Here is a 16,348-nt window from a genome sequence, read left to right as displayed (position 1 = left end):
ACGTCACCGCGCACACCCTGAGAGGCCATTCCCATGCGAGAAGGCATTGTCACCTCTGCCGACGGCACCGCCATCGCCTACACGGCGTGGGGCTCCGGCGACCCGATCGTCATCATCGACGGCGCGACCGCCTACCGCGCCGTGAACCCCTTGAACCAGGAGACGGCGGAACTGCTCGCCGACGAGTTCCTGGTCGTCAACTACGACCGGCGTGGTCGCGGCGAGAGCGGCGACACCCCGCCCTACGTCGTCGAGCGCGAGTTCGAGGACCTGGAGGCGATCATCGAGCAGGTCGGCCAGGGGCGCCCGGCGACCGTGCTCGGCTGGTCCTCCGGCGGCAACCTCGCGCTCAACGCCGCCCAGGACGGCGTGCCGATCGCGCGCCTGGCCCTGTTCGAGCCGAACGCCGCCATCGACGACACCCGCCCCCCGCTGCCCGGCGACTACGTCGAGCGCCTCGACGCCGCCATCGCCGCCGGCCGTCCCGGCGACGCGGTCGCCCTGTTCCTGACCGCCGCGGCCATGATGCCCGAAGAGGCGGTCGCCGGAATGCGAGGACAGGACTTCTGGGCAGGACTCGAAGCCATCGCCCCCACGATCGCCTACGACGGCCGCCAGGTCGGCGACACCCTCTCCGGCAAGCCGCTGCGTCCCGAGCTGTGGAAGCACATCGACATCCCGGTCCTGGTGATGCACGGGATCGACACCTGGCCCGCCCTGGCCGCCGGCTCCCGCGCCATCGCCGCCCACCTGCCCACCTCGACCCTCGCCCCCGTCCCCGGCGAGGATCACTCGACCACCCCCGACGTCCTGGTCGCCGCCCTGCGCGCCTTCATCAAGGAGAACTGACATGGGGAAGATCGTGCTCACCGAGTTCACCTCCATCGACGGCGTCGTGGAAGCGCCCGGCGGAGAGGACTTCAAGTACCCGAACTGGACCTTCGAGTTCGACCGCGGGCCCGAGGGCGAACGCTACAAGGAGATCGAATCGCTCCAGGCCGCCGCGCTCCTCCTGGGGCGCAAGACCTACGAGGGCTTCGCCGCGGCCTGGCCGCAGTACGAGGGCGAGCTCGCGGACAAGTACAACACGATGCCCAAATACGTCGTCTCCCGGACCCTCACCGACCCGAAGTGGGCCAACACGACTGTGCTGAGTGGCGACCTGGCGCAGGAGGTGACTCGGCTCAAGGAAGCGGTCGACGGGGAGATCTCCGTGGCCGGAAGCATCCAACTGGCCCACGGCCTGCTCGCCCTGGACCTCGTCGACGAGATTCACCTGATGGCGTCGCCCCTCATCCTCGGCCACGGCCGCCGGCTCTGGGCCCAGACACCGGACAAGAGCGCGTGGACGCTCACCGAGGCGACCGTGTACGGCGACAGCACCCTGCTCACCGTCTACCAGCGCCGAACCGCGCAGGGCTGAGGCCGCGCCTGTCGCTCCGACGTCCGGAACGGACCGAGCACGCTCCTGCACACCGCCGGCGGTGCGCAGGGGGCCCGCCTCGCTCCACACTCCGTTGCGGGTGCACCTGTCGGGACAGGCCTCGTCTTCCCTCGGGGTGCTCTCGGCTCAGCTCGGCTCGTGCGGCGGTGGTGTCCAGAGTCCTTGCTGTTTCAGGAGGCGCTTCGCCGCGTGCTGGGTTTGTTGGGAGGCGGCGGCGGTCTGAGCTGTGGCGATCTTGTGGAGTTGATCCGAGAACAGCTCGGCTTCCTGAGCTGTCACCCAGCGGAGCGTGTGTGAGATCCAGTAGTCGGACCATGCGCTCAACCCGGCGCTGATGACGAACCGGACGGGGTGGGCCAGATCAGGGTCACGGGGGCCGAGTCGTGCCAGGGCCTCGGATTCGACCTCGTGGCGTGGCCGTTCGACCAGGGGCAGCAGCCGGGTGGAGGCCTTGTCGAGCGGTGCCGCGAGGTGGTCGGGTGGCCGGTCGTAGGCCCACTGCCCATCGGCGATGACCAGCCAAGTCTGACCCGGCTTGATCTCCAGGATCTTGCGTGTCTTGGCTGTCATGCTCAGAAGTATTCAACACATGGCCGCGTAAGGAGATCGCGCATATTCGTCGCAGCTCCTTACTCCGCTCTGCGACCTTCATGCGAATGAACGCCCGGATGCGAAATAGCGCTAAGTCCGGGAGCCCCACATCGTGTCACTGCGAAAACCCGTAATACCTGCGTGCCCGAAGCAGGCGCTCGAAGCGGGCAACCATGCGGGGTCCGGGGCGGCAGCCCCGGCTGGGGTTTGGGGGCTCGGCCCCCAATAAGAGCAGCCTGACCCGCCAGGCGCGAAGCGCCCGACCTGGGAAGCCCATCCCCGTGGAAAGGGGGAGAGTGGATGGTGGACGATACTGGGATTGAACCAGTGACCTCTTCCGTGTCAGGGAAGCGCTCTCCCGCTGAGCTAATCGTCCAAAAATCTCCGAAGAGACTCCGAGCGGAAGACGGGATTCGAACCCGCGACCCTCACCTTGGCAAGGTGATGCTCTACCCCTGAGCCACTTCCGCATGGCGCTTGCACTACTGTAGCGGATCCCGGGAAGCCCGTGATCCATCACCGAGGTGGAGACGGGATTTGAACCCGTGTAGACGGCTTTGCAGGCCGCTGCCTCGCCTCTCGGCCACTCCACCAGGAGTTTCAACCACTCCGAGCGGAAGACGGGATTCGAACCCGCGACCCTCACCTTGGCAAGGTGATGCTCTACCCCTGAGCCACTTCCGCGTGTGGCCGGCGGTTGCTGGCCACGTGAAAACCTTATCGTCTCTGGGGAGTGCGTGTGCGCATCGAGCGCCGCAAGCGCGGAAGCCGTCCAAAATGTCCGTATTTTAGTCGATCACCCTCACATCTCTGGCCTTCACGAACATCACGCGGTGACCGAGCTGGATCTGGTGGTAGCGGATCTTTCCCCGGACGAGCACGTGGCGGCGCGGGTCGAAGGAGTTGGCCGCGTAGTACGACCCGGCGAGGGTCTGGCCCAGGCTGTAGCTCTGGCCGGAGCGCAGGGTGTACGGCAGGCGCAGGTGCTTCTGGTAGCTGGCCTTGGCGGCGTAGGCCGACTTCTCCGGGTAGGCGCGGCCGAACACCGGGATCGAGTCGCGCAGCGGGGTGACCAGGGCGCCCGAGGCCGGGATGGCGGTGGGCCGGGTCGCGGGGTTGTGGAACCAGGCTTTGCGTCCCAGGTACCAGATGGCCGTCCAGTCGCCGCTCCGCTCCGCCACGGCGTAGCGCTGGCCGGTGGAGGCGCGGGCGCTGTGGTCGTAGACGCTGTAGGTGCCGGGGTTGCGCTTGCCGGGATCGCCCACGAGTGGAGCGTCGGCGCGGGGCGCGGTGCGCAGCCACACGGTCGACGAGCCCTGCGGCGCGCACGCGGGCTTCTTGCGCGCGCAGCCGGTGAAGGTCTGGTGGTTGGTGGCGAAGTCCGGCCGGATGATCACCGAGGTTCCCGGCTGCGCGGCGAAGGGCGCGCGCATCAGGGCGAAGTAGCGCGCCCAGTCCCAGAAGGGCCCGGGATCCTCGTGCATGCCGCGCAGGGTCTTGGCGTTGGTGCCCGGCACGTTGTCGTGGCCGATGATGTGGGCGCGGTCGAGCGGCACGTCGTACTTGGCCGCCAGCCACCGCACCAGCCGCGCCGAGGAGCGGTACATCGCCTCGGTGTACCAGGTGCCTCCCTTGGCCAGGAAACCCTCGTGCTCGATGCCGATGGCGCGGCTGTTGATGTCCCAGTTGCCCGCGTGCCAGGCGATGTCGGAGGTCGGCACGTGCTGGGCGACATGTCCGTCGTGGGAGCGGATGGAGTAGTGCCAGCTGACGTACTTGGGGTCGCGCACCATTGTCGGGATGCCCCGGTATGACCCCTCGGTGTCGTGCACCACGATGTAGTCGACCCGCCGTGCCGTACCGCGCACCCGGTCGTGGTTGCCGTAGTCGTGCCGGCCCACCTTGGCGTAGGCGGCGGGCATCCACTCGCAGGCGAGCGACTCGGGGCACTCCGCGCGACCCGCGGCCTGGGCCGAGGCCTGGGCCGGGGTCCGGCCTGAGGCCTGCGCCGCGGCCTGGCCCGCCCCCTGCCCCGACTCCTGACCAGATGCCTCACCAGATGCCTGGCCCGCCCCCCGGCCCGACCCCTGGCCCGGTGCGGCGCGTTGGGGGTCACGGGCGGGTGGGGGCGGCACCGTGTGCGTGGGCTCCAGCCGTACCCGGTGCCCGTCGTCGGTGACCCGCTCGGCCCCGGAGCGCATGACCGAGAACACCTCGTCGGCGAACGCCCGCGACCCCCCGTACCGGACGACGGCCTCGTACCAGTCGATCGGAACGTTCCAAACCCGCCCGCCCCGGTAGGAGGCCAGCACCGCGGCGCCGCCGCGGATGTTGGCCGCCGGGTCGTCGCGCAGCCGCGACACCGGGAGCCCGGTGAGCGCGGCGGCCTCGCGAAGGGTGGCGCCCGCCACCGGCGTGAGCGGTGCGGGCATGGGCCGGGAGGTGTCGCCGCGGCGGTCCTCCTCGTGGCCTTCCGGCGCGGCGCCGATGAGGTGCATGGGCCCGTAGCCGCCGGCGGTGCTGGGCAGTCCGGCGTTGCCGTCCCAGCGCGATTCCAGGTATGACAGCGCCATCAGCACGTTGCGCGGCACGTCGTACTCCCGCGCCGCTGACTCGAAGTCGCCCTGGCGTCCCGGTTGCTGGCCGGGGAGGGCGATGGTGCCGGCGAGGACCAAGGGGACGATCCAAAGGGGCATGGTCACTCCATCGTGTCGGAAGTGCTACATAGAGTAATCATGCCCTGTTGAAGGTGGTTCACCCGGGTCGGATGATACGCATGAGGTCTGCGAGGTCGGCGGCGAATTCCTGGTCGAGGTCCTGCTCCGGGTCGAGGTGATCGGCCAGCCGCCGGTGCCCTGGCAGGTCCTTGCCGCGCGCGGCCCGTTTGGCGGTGGATTCGGGGGAGAAGCGGCCGTTGGCCTCCGACAGCGCGAAGCCGAGGACGAACGTGCTGGCCAGGCGCTCCAGCCGGGGCACGTCGGCCTCGGGCACGCCGGCGTCGAGCAGCGCCTGGTAGACGGCGTCGACGACGCGGGTGGCGTCGAGCGTGAGCGAGGGCCGGGAGAACATCAGCGTGAACGCGGCGGGATGGCGCCTGGCCACCTGCCGGTAGCCCCAGGCCAGCGCGCGCAGCCGCTCCTCCCAGCCGCCTTCGGCCTGGGGGATCTCCGCCAGGAGCCGTTCGACGAGGCCGTCGAGCAGTTCGTCCTTGTTGCGGAAGTAGCCGTAGAGCGCCATCGGGGTCACGCCGAGCGCGGCGGCGACGGCGCGCATGGAGACCGCTTCCAGCCCGCGCTCGTCGGCGATGGCGAGGGCCGCGTCGAGGATCTCCGGCCGCCTGGAGGTCTTGAGCTTGCGCACGCCGGGAGTCTACAGTGTAGACCAGTCTACGGTGTAGACCGACGGAGGAGGCGCCGATGCTGAGAGCGTCGGATCTGGTCAAGCACTACCGGGGCGTCACCGCCCTGGACGGCTTCACCCTCACCGTCGAGCCGGGCGAGATCGCCGGGCTGGTGGGGCACAACGGGGCGGGCAAGACGACGTTCTTCGAGATCGCAGCGGGGTTGCGCGCGCCCGATTCGGGCCGCGTGGGGACCGGGGGAGCGGTACGGCTGGCGCCGCAGCAACTGGCGCTCTACCCGGCGCTGACGGTCAGGGAGACCGTCAGGCTGTTCGGCCGGCTGGCGGGCGTGCGCAGGCCGCCCGTCGAGGAGGTCGCCGCCGACCTGCACCTGACGGAGGTGCTCGGCCGCCGCGTCGGTGTCCTGTCGGGCGGCCAGCAACGCCGGGTCCAGGCGGCCACGGCCCTGGTCGCGGCGCCCCCCGACGCCGTGCTCCTGCTCGACGAGCCCACGGTCGGCGCCGACCCGGAGACCCGGCAGGCCCTGCTCGCCGCCGTGCGCCGCCGTGCCGACGAGGGCGCCACGGTGGTCTACTGCACCCACTACCTGCCCGAGCTGGCCGAGCTGGAGGCCACGATCGCGGTCGCCGCCTCGGGCCGCGTGATCGCCCGAGGTGAGGGCCGTGAGCTGCTCAAACAGCTTCCAGGCGAGGTGCGTGTCAGCACCCGCGACCGGGAGCTGCGCGTCTCCACCCGCGATCCGGCGCGTGAGCTCGCCGCCCTCCTCGCCCACCTGGCCGGACTCGACGAGCCCGTGGAGAGCATCGACATCCGCCGGCCCTCGCTCGACGACCTCTACCGGGAGCTCAGCCATGGTCCGCATCGCCGCGCTGGTTAGCCACAACGTCCGGCTCCGCCTGCGCGATCCCGCGCACCTGGTGAGCTACCTGGTCATGCCGATGGTGCTCATCCCGCTGTTCAGGCCCCTGTACGGCGAGGCGGCCCAGCCGGTGACCGGCCTGCTGGTGATGTTCTCCGTGCTGCTCATGGCCGACGTCGCCATGGCGACGCTGAGCGAGCGCCTGTGGCACACCTGGGACCGGCTGCGCGCCAGCGGCGCCGGCCTGGCCGAGCTCGTCGCGGGCAAGGCGCTGCCGGTCCTGGCGATGGTGCTCGCGCAGCAGGTCGTGCTGATCCTGTACGGCATGGCCGTCCTGGGCCTGGAGGTCAGGAGCGCGTTGTGGATCCCCGCGGTGGCCGCCTGGTCCTTCGCCCTGCTCGGCGTGGGCACCGCGCTGGGCACGCTGGTGCGCTCGCCCGGCGAGCTCAGCGCGGTCTGCAACATCGCCGCGCTGGCCGTCAGCGGCCTGGGCGGCGCGCTGGTGCCGGTCGCGATGCTGCCCGGCTGGGCGCAGGCGCTCGCGCCTTTGTCGCCCGGCTACTGGGCCACCACCGGTCTCAAGGCCGCTCTGCGCGGTGATCCGGCCGGTACGGCGGGGCCGGTCGGCGTGCTGCTGGCCGTCGGCGCGGCGGCCTGGATCGTCGCTTGGTGGCGATTCAAGCGCGGCTTGGCCTAATTCTTGCCCGATTCCGGGCAGGATGTTGGAGAAAGTGCGTCGGCGTGGGTACGGTCCAGGACGTGCATCCCTACGAGGACCTCATCGCGCACCTCACCAGGACCAGCCCGCTGGGCCAGGGAGAGGCGGCGCGCGTGGTCGCCGATGTGCTGGCGTACTTCTCAGAACCCGCCGAGGAGTTCGTCCGCCGCCGGCACCGCGAGCTGAAAGCCCGCGGCCTGACCAACGATGAGATCTTCCCCAGGATCGCCGCAGAACTGCCGGCGCGCCGCGTGTCGGCCCCGGAGCTGTCGCTCAGGCAGCTGCGCCGGATCGTCTACGGATAGAGGGAGATTTCAAGGAATGTGCGGAATCGTCGCCTACGTGGGACCGAAGGACGCCGCCCCCATCCTGCTGGAGGGCATGCAACGCCTGGAGTACCGGGGCTATGACTCGGCCGGGATCGTGGTCTCCAACAAGGGCCTGAAGGTCCGCAAGGCCAAGGGCCGGGTCGCCGACCTGGCCAAGCTCGTGCCCGCCAGCTTCAAGGGCAAGACCGGCATCGGCCACACCCGCTGGGCCACGCACGGCGTGCCGAGCGACGTGAACGCGCACCCGCACCTCTCGTCCGACGAGCGCATCGCCGTGGTGCACAACGGCATCATCGAGAACGCCACCGAGCTGCGCAACAAGCTCCAGGCCGACGGCGTCGTCTTCGTCTCCGAGACCGACACCGAGGTGCTCGCCCACCTCCTGGCCGCCACCGTCGACGAGACCTCCACCCTGGAGGAGGCCGTACGGCTGGCGCTCAAGCGGGTCGTCGGCACCTACGGCATCGCCGTCGTCGACTCCCAGCGCCCCGGCGAGGTCGTGGTCGCCCGCAACGGCAGCCCGATCGTCCTGGGCATCGGCGAGAAGGAGATGTTCGCCGCCTCCGACGTGGCCGCCCTGGTCCGCTACACCCGCCAGGTGGTGCACCTGGAGGACGGCGAGCTGGCCGTGCTGAAGGCCGACGGCTTCCACACCTTCGCCTCCGAGGGACTGGAGACGGCCAAGGAGCCGCTGACGGTCGACTGGGACGCCGGTCACTACGACACCGGCGGCTACGAGCACTACCTGCTCAAGGAGATCTCCGAGCAGCCCGAGACCGTCGCGCGCACCATGAGCGGCCGCATCGACGAACGTTTCCACGTCTCCCACCTGGGCGGGCTCAACATGGACCCGCGCGAGACCCGCTCCTTCCGCCGCGTGAAGATCATCGGCTGTGGCAGCGCCTACTACTCCGGCCAGATCGGCGCCCAGCTCATCGAGGAGCTCGCCCGCATCCCCGCCGACGCCGAGCCCGCCTCGGAGTTCCGCTACCGCAATCCCGTCGTCGACCCCGACACCCTCTACGTCGCGATCAGCCAGTCGGGCGAGACCTACGACACCCTGGCCGCCGTGCAGGAGCTCAAGCGCAAGGGCGGCCGGGTCATCGGCATCGTCAACGCGGTCGGCAGCGCCATCGCCCGCGAGGTCGACGGCGGCGTCTACCTGCACGCGGGCCCCGAGGTCTCCGTCGCCAGCACCAAGGCCTTCACCTCGACCGCCGTCGCCTTCGCGCTGATCGCGCTGCACTTCGGCCGCGTGCACGACCTGTCGCCCGCCGACGGCCGCCGCATCTGCGCGGGCTTGCGCAAGCTGCCCGAGCAGATCGAGGAGATCCTCAAGCAGGGCGACAGGATCAAGGAGCTGGCGGAGAAGTACGCCCACCACCCGTCGATGATGTTCGTCGGCCGGGTGCGCGGCTACCCGGTGGCCCGCGAGGGCGCCCAGAAGCTCAAGGAGATCTCCTACATCCACGCCGAGGCCTACCCGGCCAGCGAACTCAAGCACGGGCCCCTCGCGCTGATCAACCCCGAGCTGCCGACCGTGGCGATCGTCCCCGACGACGAGCTGCTCGACAAGAACCTCACCACCCTGGGCGAGATCCGCGCCCGCGGCGGCAAGGTGCTCATGGTCGGTCACCGCGAGCCCGAGGCTGACCTGGCCGACGACGTGATCGTGGTGCCCAAGAACGAGATCGAGCTCGACCCGATCCTGCTCACCATCCCGCTGCAGCTTCTGGCCTATCACGCGGCCGTGGCGCTGGAGCGTGACGTGGACAAGCCTCGCAACCTCGCCAAGAGCGTCACAGTGGAGTGAGCAGGCCCCAGTAGAGGGCCCACGGCAGGAACAGCGCTCCACCGGTGAGCAGGACGCCCAGCCGTACCCTCTCCGAGCCCCGGGCCCGCCGCCAGGCGGGCACGGTCAGCGCGGCGGCCACCAGCGCCGCCACCGCCAGCAGCTGCAGCCCCAGCCACGGCAGCGGGCGGCCGAACAGCAGCGGACCCGGCGTGGCCAGCTCGGCGCCGGTGATCACCAGGTACATCAGGTAGGCCTGCGCGCCGAAGGCGGTCAGCGGGGCCAGCAGGGCGAGCACCCGTGCCGCCCGGCCGCCCCGCACGACCGCTCCCCGCACGCCGACGCCCCGGTTTCGCACGCGGCGCGCCAGTGCCCAGAGCGGGTAGCCCGCGAGGATCACCGCGAACAGCGCGAGCGCCGCGAGCTGCGCCGCCGCCGACTCCCACCAGGCCATCGGCGGCACCGGCACCGTCAGCGACGTCTGGCGGGGGAGCGTGCCCACCTGCTCCCCGCGGGGCAGCCGTCCCGACGTGACCTCGCCCACCCAGCGGCCGACGCTCTCGGCGTACCCGGGCGCCAGCTCCTCCGAGCGGGTGACGCCGCCGTCGTGGGTGACGTGCGCGGCGTGCTCGGCCCCTGCGAAGAAGCGCAGCGTGTAGTGGTCGTGGGAGAGCGCGCGGGCCATCAGCCCCGGCGTCTCCTGCGGCGGGGTGAGCAGGTCGCCGTCGCCCCAGACGCCCAGTACGGGCTGACGCACGCGGCCGAGCACGCCCGCCGCGTCGTGGTGGGCCTCGGCGAACATGCCGCCGTCGGCCAGCAGCCGGTAGAAGGAGGGCACGGCGTGGCCGGGCAGCGAGCCGGAGACCCCGGCCCGGCGCAGCGAGTCGGCGACGGCCCAGCTCTGCTGACGCAGCGGCTCCATCGCGTTGCCGCCCACGGTCACCACGAACGCCACCTGCTCCGAGCGGGAGGCGGCCAGCGGGGCGACCCATCCGCCCTCGCTGATCCCCAGGACGCCCACCTTGCCGGGGTCGACGCCGGGCCGGCCGCGCAGGGCGCCCACCGCGCCGAGCGCGTCGGTGGCCAGCTCCTGGTAGCTGCGCCGGGTGAGCGAGTAGCCGGCCGAACGTTTGTCGTAGACCAGGACGGACAGGCCCTGCCGGGCGAAGGCCACCGCCTCGGTCATGAGCGTCGTGCGCTTGTTGCCGCTGCCCGAGCCGTGGATCAGGACGATGCCCGGACGGCCGGGCGGGGCCTCGGCGGGGGAGACGACGGTGCCGTGCAGCGTGATCCCGTGGCCGGGGAAGCTGACCTCCGTCGTGGTCAGGTCCGCCGGTACGGCAGGCGGCGTCGTGCTCAGGACGAGCGCTAAGAGGAGAGATTTCACCATATTGCCGACGGTACTCTGCCGAGACTTCTCTGCAAACAAGTGTCTGCAGAATTCGTTCGGCGGAAGGAGTAAGGTCATCCCCATGGAGGAGCCGTGGATGCTCGACGACCCGGCCAGGCTCAAGGCCCTGGCCCATCCGATGCGCCAGCAGATGCTGCGCCACCTCGAGGTGCACGGCCCCGCCACCTCGACGACGCTCGGCGACCTGCTCGGCGCCAAGACCGGCACGACGAGCTACCACCTGCGCCAGCTGGAGAAGTACGGCTTCATCGAGGAGATCCCCGAACGTTCGGCGGGGCGTGAGCGCTGGTGGCGCAGGAGCGGTCCCGGCGACATCCGCCTGCCCACGCCCGACCAGCTCCCCCCGGAAGGCCGCGACGCGCTCATGGCCTTCCACCGCGTGGCGCTGGAGGAGGACCGGCAGCTGCTCGACAGCCTGCCGGCCGCCTACGCCGCCGACCCCGACTGGGTGCTGGCCTCGCGCGGGCTCGCCTGGCTGACCAAGGCCGAGGTGCGCGAGTTCTTCGACGACTACATGCGGCTGCTGCGTGCCTACCAGGAGCGCCGCACGGAGGGGTCCAGGCCGGTCCAGCTGCGTTTCTTCACCGTCCCGGCCGACGACTGATCATCGCCCGAAGGCCTCCTTCTCGCCGCGCTCGAACGAGCGTCGCCACCACCACGACCACAGCAGCTCCAGCGGCTTGCTGTCGATCTTGGCGAGCACCTCGCGCAGTTGCTCGCCGCGCAGGCCGTACAGCGCCCACGAGGCCATGAACGGCAGCTCGCGCATGCCGTACGCGGACTGGAACTCCTTGTCGAGCCGCTCCCAGTCGGCCTGCGACAGCAGGCGCTGCACCAGGGCCATCGCCTCGCTCTCCTCGTGCTCCAGGTGCCGGTGCAGGCGCTGGGCCAGCGTGCGCAGGCGTCCGAGGAGCGCGTCGCGCGCCTCCTCGTCGGCGTGCTCGCCCAGCCGGCCGAACCCGGCGTCGCAGCCCACCAGCAGCGGGTCGATCTCGGCGTGCTCGCTCTCCATGCCGTCGAGGGTGGCCAGCGCGAGCACGTCGCCCGCGGCCCGCTCGCGCAGTAACGGCCACAGGGCGCTGTCCTCGCCGGTGTGGTGCTTGTGCAGGATCAGGTGGAAGCGGTCCCACCGCCGGGCCAGGGCCCGCCAGGTGGCGCGCTCGGCGATCGGGACGCGGGCGACGGCCTCGCAGAAGGCGGTCAGGTCGCGGCGGAAGGCGTGGTGCACCAGGTACATGGCGCTCAGGTCGACCGGCCCCGCGGGCGCGGCGGCCTGGCCGGGGAGCATCAGTTGAGTCATGCCGTCAGGGTGCGGCACCCCACTTGGAAGTGACTCCAATCCTGATTTGTCGCCATCTCGGACCGATGTGTAACTCGCCGTGATCTGTGCATAACCTCTGGTAACAGATAGATCGTCGGGGGAGGGCGTCCATGCGGCGTCGGCAGTTCTTCGCGCTCGGGCTGGGGGTGGCCGCCAGCACCGCCGCCCTGGCCGCCTGCGGTTCCGGGCCGGGAACGGCGTCGCGGCTGGGTCCCGTCTCGGTCGTGGCCGCCGCCGCGCCGTGGACGCCGATGGCCCAGGCGTACGGCAGGGCGCTGGAGCAGCGGGGCTTCCCCCTCGCCGGACGCGACACCACCGGGCCGATCACCACGATCACCGTCACCGGCCTGCCCGCCCTGGCCGCCGCCGAGCTCAACCACGGCCGCCCGATCCTGGAGGTGGCCACCCCGCTGGCCCGCCTGGCCGGCGAGCCCGTCGTCGTCGTGGTCCCCGGGGGTTCGCGCTACACCCACTTCGACGCCTTCGCCGCGCAACTGGTCGCCGACCCCGCCCGCACCTTCCTGGCCGGAGGCCCCACGGGGGAGACCGACCACGTGCTGTTCGGGCTGATCGCCCGCGGTGTGGGCGCCGACTCGCGCCTGGTCGACTACTCCGGCTACGCCGCCAGCGCCGACTCCGTGCCGGCCCTGCTCAACGGCGCCGCGGCCGCCGCCGCGGGAACCCTCGACGCCTGGCGGCCGCACATCGCCCAGCGCCGCGTCCGGGTGCTCGCCGTCTCGACCGACGAGCGGGTCCCGGAGGTCGACGCGCCGACACTGAAGGAGTGCGGCGTCCGGGTCGACTTCGCCGAGTGGTGCGCCGCCTTCGGCCCGAAGGACATGGCCGACCCCGCCCGGCAGGCCGCGATGGCCGCCTGCGACGAGGCCGCCTACTCCGACCAGTGGCTCGACGCCTGCCGCAGCCGGGGCTGGACGCCGATGCCGCTCAGCGGCGAGGACTTCCGCGTCTGGCTGACCTCGGAGGTCGACCGTACCAGGGACGTGCTCATCGATCTCGGACTGCTCGACACGCCCGCCACAACATACCGGGGGTAGTTGCGGTCTGCGCCACTAGATGTAGGATCCTGCCCGTTGCTGGTTCGCCGCCCACACCAGGGTGGCGGAGCAAAAGGGAACCCCGTGCGAATCGGGGACTGCCCCGCAGCGGTGAGTGGGAACGACCGCCGTCATCGAGCACTGGGCGCATCACGCGCCTGGGAAGCGACGGCCAGTAGGAAGCATTGACGAGCCCACGAGTCCGAAGACCTGCCAGCGACGTGTCCATCCATGGGCCTCGAGGGCGGCTCCAGGGAGCTCCGTGCTCGCCTGCCTGCCCTCATACGGGGAAGAGCTCGCGAGGAGAGAGCGTGACACAGATCGTTTCCGCCGACCGCCGGCTGGCCATCGAGGAAGCCGCGGCACGGGTGATCGCCGACCCGGCCAACTCCAGGATCGCCGCCCGCCTGCTGGCCGAGGAGATCGCCGACGAGGCGGCCACGCACGGGGTGCGGTCGTTCTCCGAGTCGATCGCCGCCACCCACGCGGAAGGACTCGTCCAGGACTCCCTGGCCGCCTTCGTCGCGGCGCACGCCGGCGCGCTGGACGCCCTCGTCGACGACGACGCCGACGGGCGCTTCGAGTACTTCGGCCTGCGCACCGTCTACGACCGTTACCTGCTGCGCCACCCCGCCACCCGCGCGGTGCTGGAGCGCCCGCAGCACTTCTTCCTGCGGGTGGCCTGCGGCCTGTCCGACAGCGTCGAGGAGGCCGCCGAGCTCTACCGGCTCATGTCCGGCCTGGCCTACCTGCCGTCGTCGCCCACGCTGTTCAACTCCGGCGCCAGGCGTCCGCAGCTGTCGTCGTGCTTCCTGCTCGACTCGCCGCGCGACGAGCTCGAGGGCATCTACGACCGCTACGCCCAGGTCGCGCGGCTGTCGAAGTACGCCGGGGGCATCGGCATCGCCTGGACCCGGGTGCGCTCGCGCGGCTCGCTCATCCGCGGCACCAACGGCCACTCCAACGGCATCGTGCCCTGGCTGCGCACCCTCGACTCCAGCGTCGCCGCCGTCAACCAGGGCGGGCGCCGCAAGGGAGCCGCCTGCGTCTACCTCGAGTCCTGGCACGCCGACATCGAGGAGTTCCTGGAGCTGCGCGACAACACCGGCGAGGAGGCCCGCCGCACGCACAACCTCAACCTGGCCAACTGGATCCCCGACGAGTTCATGCGCAGGGTCGAGGCCGACGCCGACTGGTCGCTGTTCGACCCCAAGGCCGTCCCGCACCTGACCGACCTGTACGGCGACGCCTTCGACGAGGCCTACCGCCGGGCCGAGGCCGAGGGCCTGGCCACCAGGACCATCCCGGCCCGCACCCTCTACGGCCGCATGATGCGCACCCTGGCCCAGACCGGCAACGGCTGGATGACCTTCAAGGACGCCGCCAACCGCACCTCCAACCAGACCGCGCGGCCCGAGAACGTCATCCACCTGTCGAACCTGTGCACCGAGATCCTCGAGGTCACCAGCGACGCCGAGACCGCCGTCTGCAACCTCGGCTCGATCAACCTGGCCGCCCACGTGGCCGGCGGCGACGTCGACTTCGTGCGGCTGCGCGCGACCGTCCGCACCGCCGTACGGTTCCTCGACAAGACCATCGACCTGGGCTTCTACCCGACGCCCGAGGCCGAGCGCGCCAACCGGAAGTGGCGGCCGATCGGGCTGGGCGTGATGGGCCTGGCCGACGTCTTCTTCGCCCTGCGCCTGCCCTTCGACTCCCCGCAGGCCAGGGAGCTGTCCACGCGGATCGCCGAGGAGATCGCGCTGGCCGCCTACGACACCTCCGCCGACCTCGCGGTCGAGCGCGGGCGGCACCCCTCGTACGGCGACACGCGGGCCTTCCGGGGCGTGCTGCATCCCGACCACTACGGCGCGGCGACGAGCGTCGCGTGGGCCGCGCTGCGCTCCAAGATCGCCAAGACGGGTCTGCGCAACTCGCTGATGATCGCGATCGCGCCCACCGCGACGATCGCCTCCATCGCCGGATGCTACGAGTGCATCGAGCCGCAGGTCTCCAACGTCTTCAAGCGCGAGACCCTGTCGGGGGAGTTCCTCCAGGTCAACCGCTACCTCGTGCGCGACCTGCAGGAGCGCGGGCTGTGGACCCAGGAGATGCGCGACGCGATCAAGCGCGCCGACGGGTCCGTGCAGGACATCCCCGGCATCCCCGCCGACCTGCGGCAGCTCTACCGCACCGCCTGGGAGCTGCCCCAGAAGGCGCTGATCGACCTGGCGGCCGCGCGCATGCCGTACATCGACCAGTCGCAGTCGCTCAACCTCTTCATGGCCAGCCCCACCATCGGCAAGCTCTCGTCGATGTACGCCTACGCCTGGAAGAGCGGCCTGAAGACCACCTACTACCTGCGCTCGCGCCCCGCGACGCGCATCGCCCAGACGACGGTCACCGCCCAGGAGGCCGTGGCCTGCTCCCTTGAGAACCCCGAGTACTGCGAGGCGTGCCAGTGATGTTGCTCGACCCCGGAATGGACCTGACCCTGCGCCCGATGCGCTACCCGGACTTCTACGAGCGTTACCGGGCCGCCATCCGCAACACCTGGACGGTCGAGGAGATCGACCTCCACACCGACCTGGCCGACCTGCCCAGGATGACCGCCCAGGAGCGCCACCTGATCAACCGGCTGGTGGCCTTCTTCGCCACCGGCGACTCGATCGTCGCCAACAACCTGGTGCTCAACCTCTACCAGCACGTCAACGCCCCCGAGGCGCGCCTCTACCTCAGCAGGCAACTGTTCGAAGAGGCCGTGCACGTGCAGTTCTACCTGACGCTGCTCGACACCTACCTGCCCGACCTGGACGAGCGGATCAAGGCCTTCGCCGCCGTCGAGAACATCCCCTCGATCCGCGACAAGGCGGACTTCTGCTTCAAGTGGATCGACTCCCTGGGCGACCTGCGCGAGCTGCGTTCCCGCGAGGACCGCCGGGCCTTCCTGCTCAACCTGATCTGCTTCGCCGCCTGCATCGAGGGACTGTTCTTCTACGGCGCGTTCGCCTACGTCTACTGGTTCCGCTCCCGCGGCCTGCTCCAGGGCCTGGCCACCGGGACGAACTGGGTCTTCCGCGACGAGTCCATGCACATGGAGTTCGCCTTCAGCGTCGTCGACACCGTGCGCGCGGAGGAGCCCGGCCTGTTCGACGCCGACCTGGACAAGCAGGTCGTGGAGATGCTGGAGGAGGCGGTCGCCGCCGAGCTCGCCTTCGCCCGCGACCTGTGCGGCGACGGCATGCCCGGCATGAGCGCCGAGCAGATGCGCCAATACCTGGAATACGTCGCCGACCAGCGCCTGGTCCGCCTCGGCTTCGGCCGCAGGTACGGCACGGCCAACCCGTTCGCGTTCATGGAGCTGCAGGACGTCCAGGAACTCGCGAACTTCTTCGAACGGCGTGTCTCCGCCTACCAGGTGGCCGTGGAGGGCAATGTGACCTTTGACGAGGCTTTCTGATGTGATT

The 16,348-nt window shown here is 70.7% G+C and carries 15 protein-coding genes, 4 tRNA genes and 1 riboswitch; of the genes, 10 read left to right on the top strand and 9 right to left on the bottom strand.

The window, feature by feature from the left end:
* Positions 1–33: 33 nt before the first annotated feature.
* A complete protein-coding gene (locus ACIBH1_RS21450; protein WP_397315575.1) occupies positions 34–849 on the top strand; it encodes an alpha/beta fold hydrolase in 816 nt (271 codons plus the stop codon).
* A gap of 1 nt (position 850) precedes the next feature.
* A complete protein-coding gene (locus tag ACIBH1_RS21445) occupies positions 851–1,423 on the top strand; it encodes a dihydrofolate reductase family protein (protein ID WP_397315574.1) in 573 nt (190 codons plus the stop codon).
* Between the two features lie 147 nt (positions 1,424–1,570).
* Here the strand turns inward: ACIBH1_RS21445 and ACIBH1_RS21440 are convergent, their stop codons facing one another.
* The 7 genes from ACIBH1_RS21440 to ACIBH1_RS21410 all read right to left on the bottom strand — a co-directional run bounded on the left by ACIBH1_RS21440 (position 1,571) and on the right by ACIBH1_RS21410 (position 5,395).
* A complete protein-coding gene (locus ACIBH1_RS21440; RefSeq protein WP_397315573.1) occupies positions 1,571–2,014 on the bottom strand; it encodes a hypothetical protein in 444 nt (147 codons plus the stop codon).
* A 322-nt stretch (positions 2,015–2,336) separates the two neighbouring features.
* Positions 2,337–2,411 (bottom strand) — tRNA-Val (locus ACIBH1_RS21435).
* A 22-nt stretch (positions 2,412–2,433) separates the two neighbouring features.
* A tRNA-Gly gene (locus ACIBH1_RS21430) sits at positions 2,434–2,505 on the bottom strand.
* Positions 2,506–2,557: 52 nt separating this feature from the next.
* A tRNA-Cys gene (locus tag ACIBH1_RS21425) sits at positions 2,558–2,628 on the bottom strand.
* Between the two features lie 19 nt (positions 2,629–2,647).
* Positions 2,648–2,719: transfer RNA gene (locus ACIBH1_RS21420), tRNA-Gly, on the bottom strand.
* A 104-nt stretch (positions 2,720–2,823) separates the two neighbouring features.
* The gene (locus ACIBH1_RS21415) at positions 2,824–4,731 is read right to left on the bottom strand and encodes an N-acetylmuramoyl-L-alanine amidase (RefSeq protein WP_397315572.1); all 1,908 of its coding nucleotides are present in this window, start codon (positions 4,729–4,731) and stop codon (positions 2,824–2,826) included.
* Between the two features lie 58 nt (positions 4,732–4,789).
* A complete protein-coding gene (locus tag ACIBH1_RS21410; protein WP_397315571.1) occupies positions 4,790–5,395 on the bottom strand; it encodes a TetR/AcrR family transcriptional regulator in 606 nt (201 codons plus the stop codon).
* Positions 5,396–5,451: 56 nt separating this feature from the next.
* Here ACIBH1_RS21410 and ACIBH1_RS21405 point away from each other — a divergent pair, with 56 nt between their 5' ends.
* The 4 genes from ACIBH1_RS21405 to glmS all read left to right on the top strand — a co-directional run bounded on the left by ACIBH1_RS21405 (position 5,452) and on the right by glmS (position 9,115).
* A complete protein-coding gene (locus tag ACIBH1_RS21405) occupies positions 5,452–6,273 on the top strand; it encodes an ABC transporter ATP-binding protein (RefSeq protein WP_397315570.1) in 822 nt (273 codons plus the stop codon).
* Positions 6,248–6,952 (top strand): ABC transporter permease, encoded by a 705-nt coding sequence (locus ACIBH1_RS21400; RefSeq protein WP_397315569.1) that lies wholly within the window; start codon positions 6,248–6,250, stop codon positions 6,950–6,952. Before ACIBH1_RS21405 ends, ACIBH1_RS21400 begins: the two co-directional genes overlap by 26 nt.
* Before the next feature lie 62 nt (positions 6,953–7,014).
* On the top strand, positions 7,015–7,278 hold the full coding sequence (locus tag ACIBH1_RS21395; protein WP_397315568.1) for a hypothetical protein: 264 nt from the start codon (positions 7,015–7,017) through the stop codon (positions 7,276–7,278).
* A 16-nt stretch (positions 7,279–7,294) separates the two neighbouring features.
* The gene (glmS, locus tag ACIBH1_RS21390; RefSeq protein WP_397315567.1) at positions 7,295–9,115 is read left to right on the top strand and encodes a glutamine--fructose-6-phosphate transaminase (isomerizing); all 1,821 of its coding nucleotides are present in this window, start codon (positions 7,295–7,297) and stop codon (positions 9,113–9,115) included.
* Here glmS and ACIBH1_RS21385 read toward each other — a convergent pair.
* Positions 9,102–10,484: an alpha/beta hydrolase gene (locus ACIBH1_RS21385; protein WP_397315566.1), complete on the bottom strand. Its 1,383-nt coding sequence runs from the start codon at positions 10,482–10,484 to the stop codon at positions 9,102–9,104. The genes glmS and ACIBH1_RS21385 overlap by 14 nt on opposite strands.
* A gap of 82 nt (positions 10,485–10,566) precedes the next feature.
* Between ACIBH1_RS21385 and ACIBH1_RS21380 the strand changes: the two genes are divergently transcribed.
* Positions 10,567–11,109, top strand: a complete 543-nt coding sequence (locus tag ACIBH1_RS21380) for an ArsR/SmtB family transcription factor (RefSeq protein ID WP_397315565.1) — start codon at positions 10,567–10,569, stop codon at positions 11,107–11,109.
* Here the strand turns inward: ACIBH1_RS21380 and ACIBH1_RS21375 are convergent, their stop codons facing one another.
* Positions 11,110–11,805, bottom strand: coding sequence for a hemerythrin domain-containing protein (locus tag ACIBH1_RS21375; protein WP_397315564.1), 696 nt, complete (start codon positions 11,803–11,805; stop codon positions 11,110–11,112).
* 131 nt (positions 11,806–11,936) lie between these two features.
* Here ACIBH1_RS21375 and ACIBH1_RS21370 point away from each other — a divergent pair, with 131 nt between their 5' ends.
* The 3 genes from ACIBH1_RS21370 (at position 11,937) to ACIBH1_RS21360 (ending at position 16,341) form a co-directional block, all read left to right on the top strand.
* Positions 11,937–12,881, top strand: coding sequence for a tripartite tricarboxylate transporter substrate-binding protein (locus ACIBH1_RS21370; protein ID WP_397315563.1), 945 nt, complete (start codon positions 11,937–11,939; stop codon positions 12,879–12,881).
* A 23-nt stretch (positions 12,882–12,904) separates the two neighbouring features.
* Positions 12,905–13,114, top strand: a riboswitch (cobalamin riboswitch).
* Between the two features lie 78 nt (positions 13,115–13,192).
* Positions 13,193–15,346 (top strand): ribonucleoside-diphosphate reductase subunit alpha, encoded by a 2,154-nt coding sequence (locus tag ACIBH1_RS21365; protein ID WP_397315562.1) that lies wholly within the window; start codon positions 13,193–13,195, stop codon positions 15,344–15,346.
* On the top strand, positions 15,346–16,341 hold the full coding sequence (locus ACIBH1_RS21360; RefSeq protein ID WP_397315832.1) for a ribonucleotide-diphosphate reductase subunit beta: 996 nt from the start codon (positions 15,346–15,348) through the stop codon (positions 16,339–16,341). The genes ACIBH1_RS21365 and ACIBH1_RS21360 overlap by 1 nt, the downstream gene beginning before the upstream one ends.
* The last annotated feature ends 7 nt before the right edge of the window (positions 16,342–16,348 follow it).

The sequence above is a fragment of the Nonomuraea sp. NPDC050663 genome, from assembly GCF_044456985.1.
Taxonomy (GTDB): domain Bacteria; phylum Actinomycetota; class Actinomycetes; order Streptosporangiales; family Streptosporangiaceae; genus Nonomuraea.
The sequence above is the reverse complement of the archived record's forward strand: the minus strand, read 5'-3'. Positions and strand labels throughout refer to the sequence as shown.

Bases quoted from the DNA above. Each gene is read 5' to 3' on its own strand.
- ACIBH1_RS21450 (WP_397315575.1), top strand. From the start codon at position 34: ATGCGAGAAGGCATTGTCACCTCTGCCGACGGCACCGCCATCGCCTAC.
- ACIBH1_RS21445 (WP_397315574.1), top strand. From the start codon at position 851: ATGGGGAAGATCGTGCTCACCGAGTTCACCTCCATCGACGGCGTCGTG.
- ACIBH1_RS21440 (WP_397315573.1), bottom strand. From the start codon at position 2,014: ATGACAGCCAAGACACGCAAGATCCTGGAGATCAAGCCGGGTCAGACT.
- ACIBH1_RS21415 (WP_397315572.1), bottom strand. From the start codon at position 4,731: ATGCCCCTTTGGATCGTCCCCTTGGTCCTCGCCGGCACCATCGCCCTC.
- ACIBH1_RS21405 (WP_397315570.1), top strand. From the start codon at position 5,452: ATGCTGAGAGCGTCGGATCTGGTCAAGCACTACCGGGGCGTCACCGCC.
- ACIBH1_RS21400 (WP_397315569.1), top strand. From the start codon at position 6,248: ATGGTCCGCATCGCCGCGCTGGTTAGCCACAACGTCCGGCTCCGCCTG.
- glmS (WP_397315567.1), top strand. From the start codon at position 7,295: ATGTGCGGAATCGTCGCCTACGTGGGACCGAAGGACGCCGCCCCCATC.
- ACIBH1_RS21385 (WP_397315566.1), bottom strand. From the start codon at position 10,484: ATGGTGAAATCTCTCCTCTTAGCGCTCGTCCTGAGCACGACGCCGCCT.
- ACIBH1_RS21380 (WP_397315565.1), top strand. From the start codon at position 10,567: ATGGAGGAGCCGTGGATGCTCGACGACCCGGCCAGGCTCAAGGCCCTG.
- ACIBH1_RS21375 (WP_397315564.1), bottom strand. From the start codon at position 11,805: ATGACTCAACTGATGCTCCCCGGCCAGGCCGCCGCGCCCGCGGGGCCG.
- ACIBH1_RS21370 (WP_397315563.1), top strand. From the start codon at position 11,937: ATGCGGCGTCGGCAGTTCTTCGCGCTCGGGCTGGGGGTGGCCGCCAGC.
- ACIBH1_RS21360 (WP_397315832.1), top strand. From the start codon at position 15,346: ATGTTGCTCGACCCCGGAATGGACCTGACCCTGCGCCCGATGCGCTAC.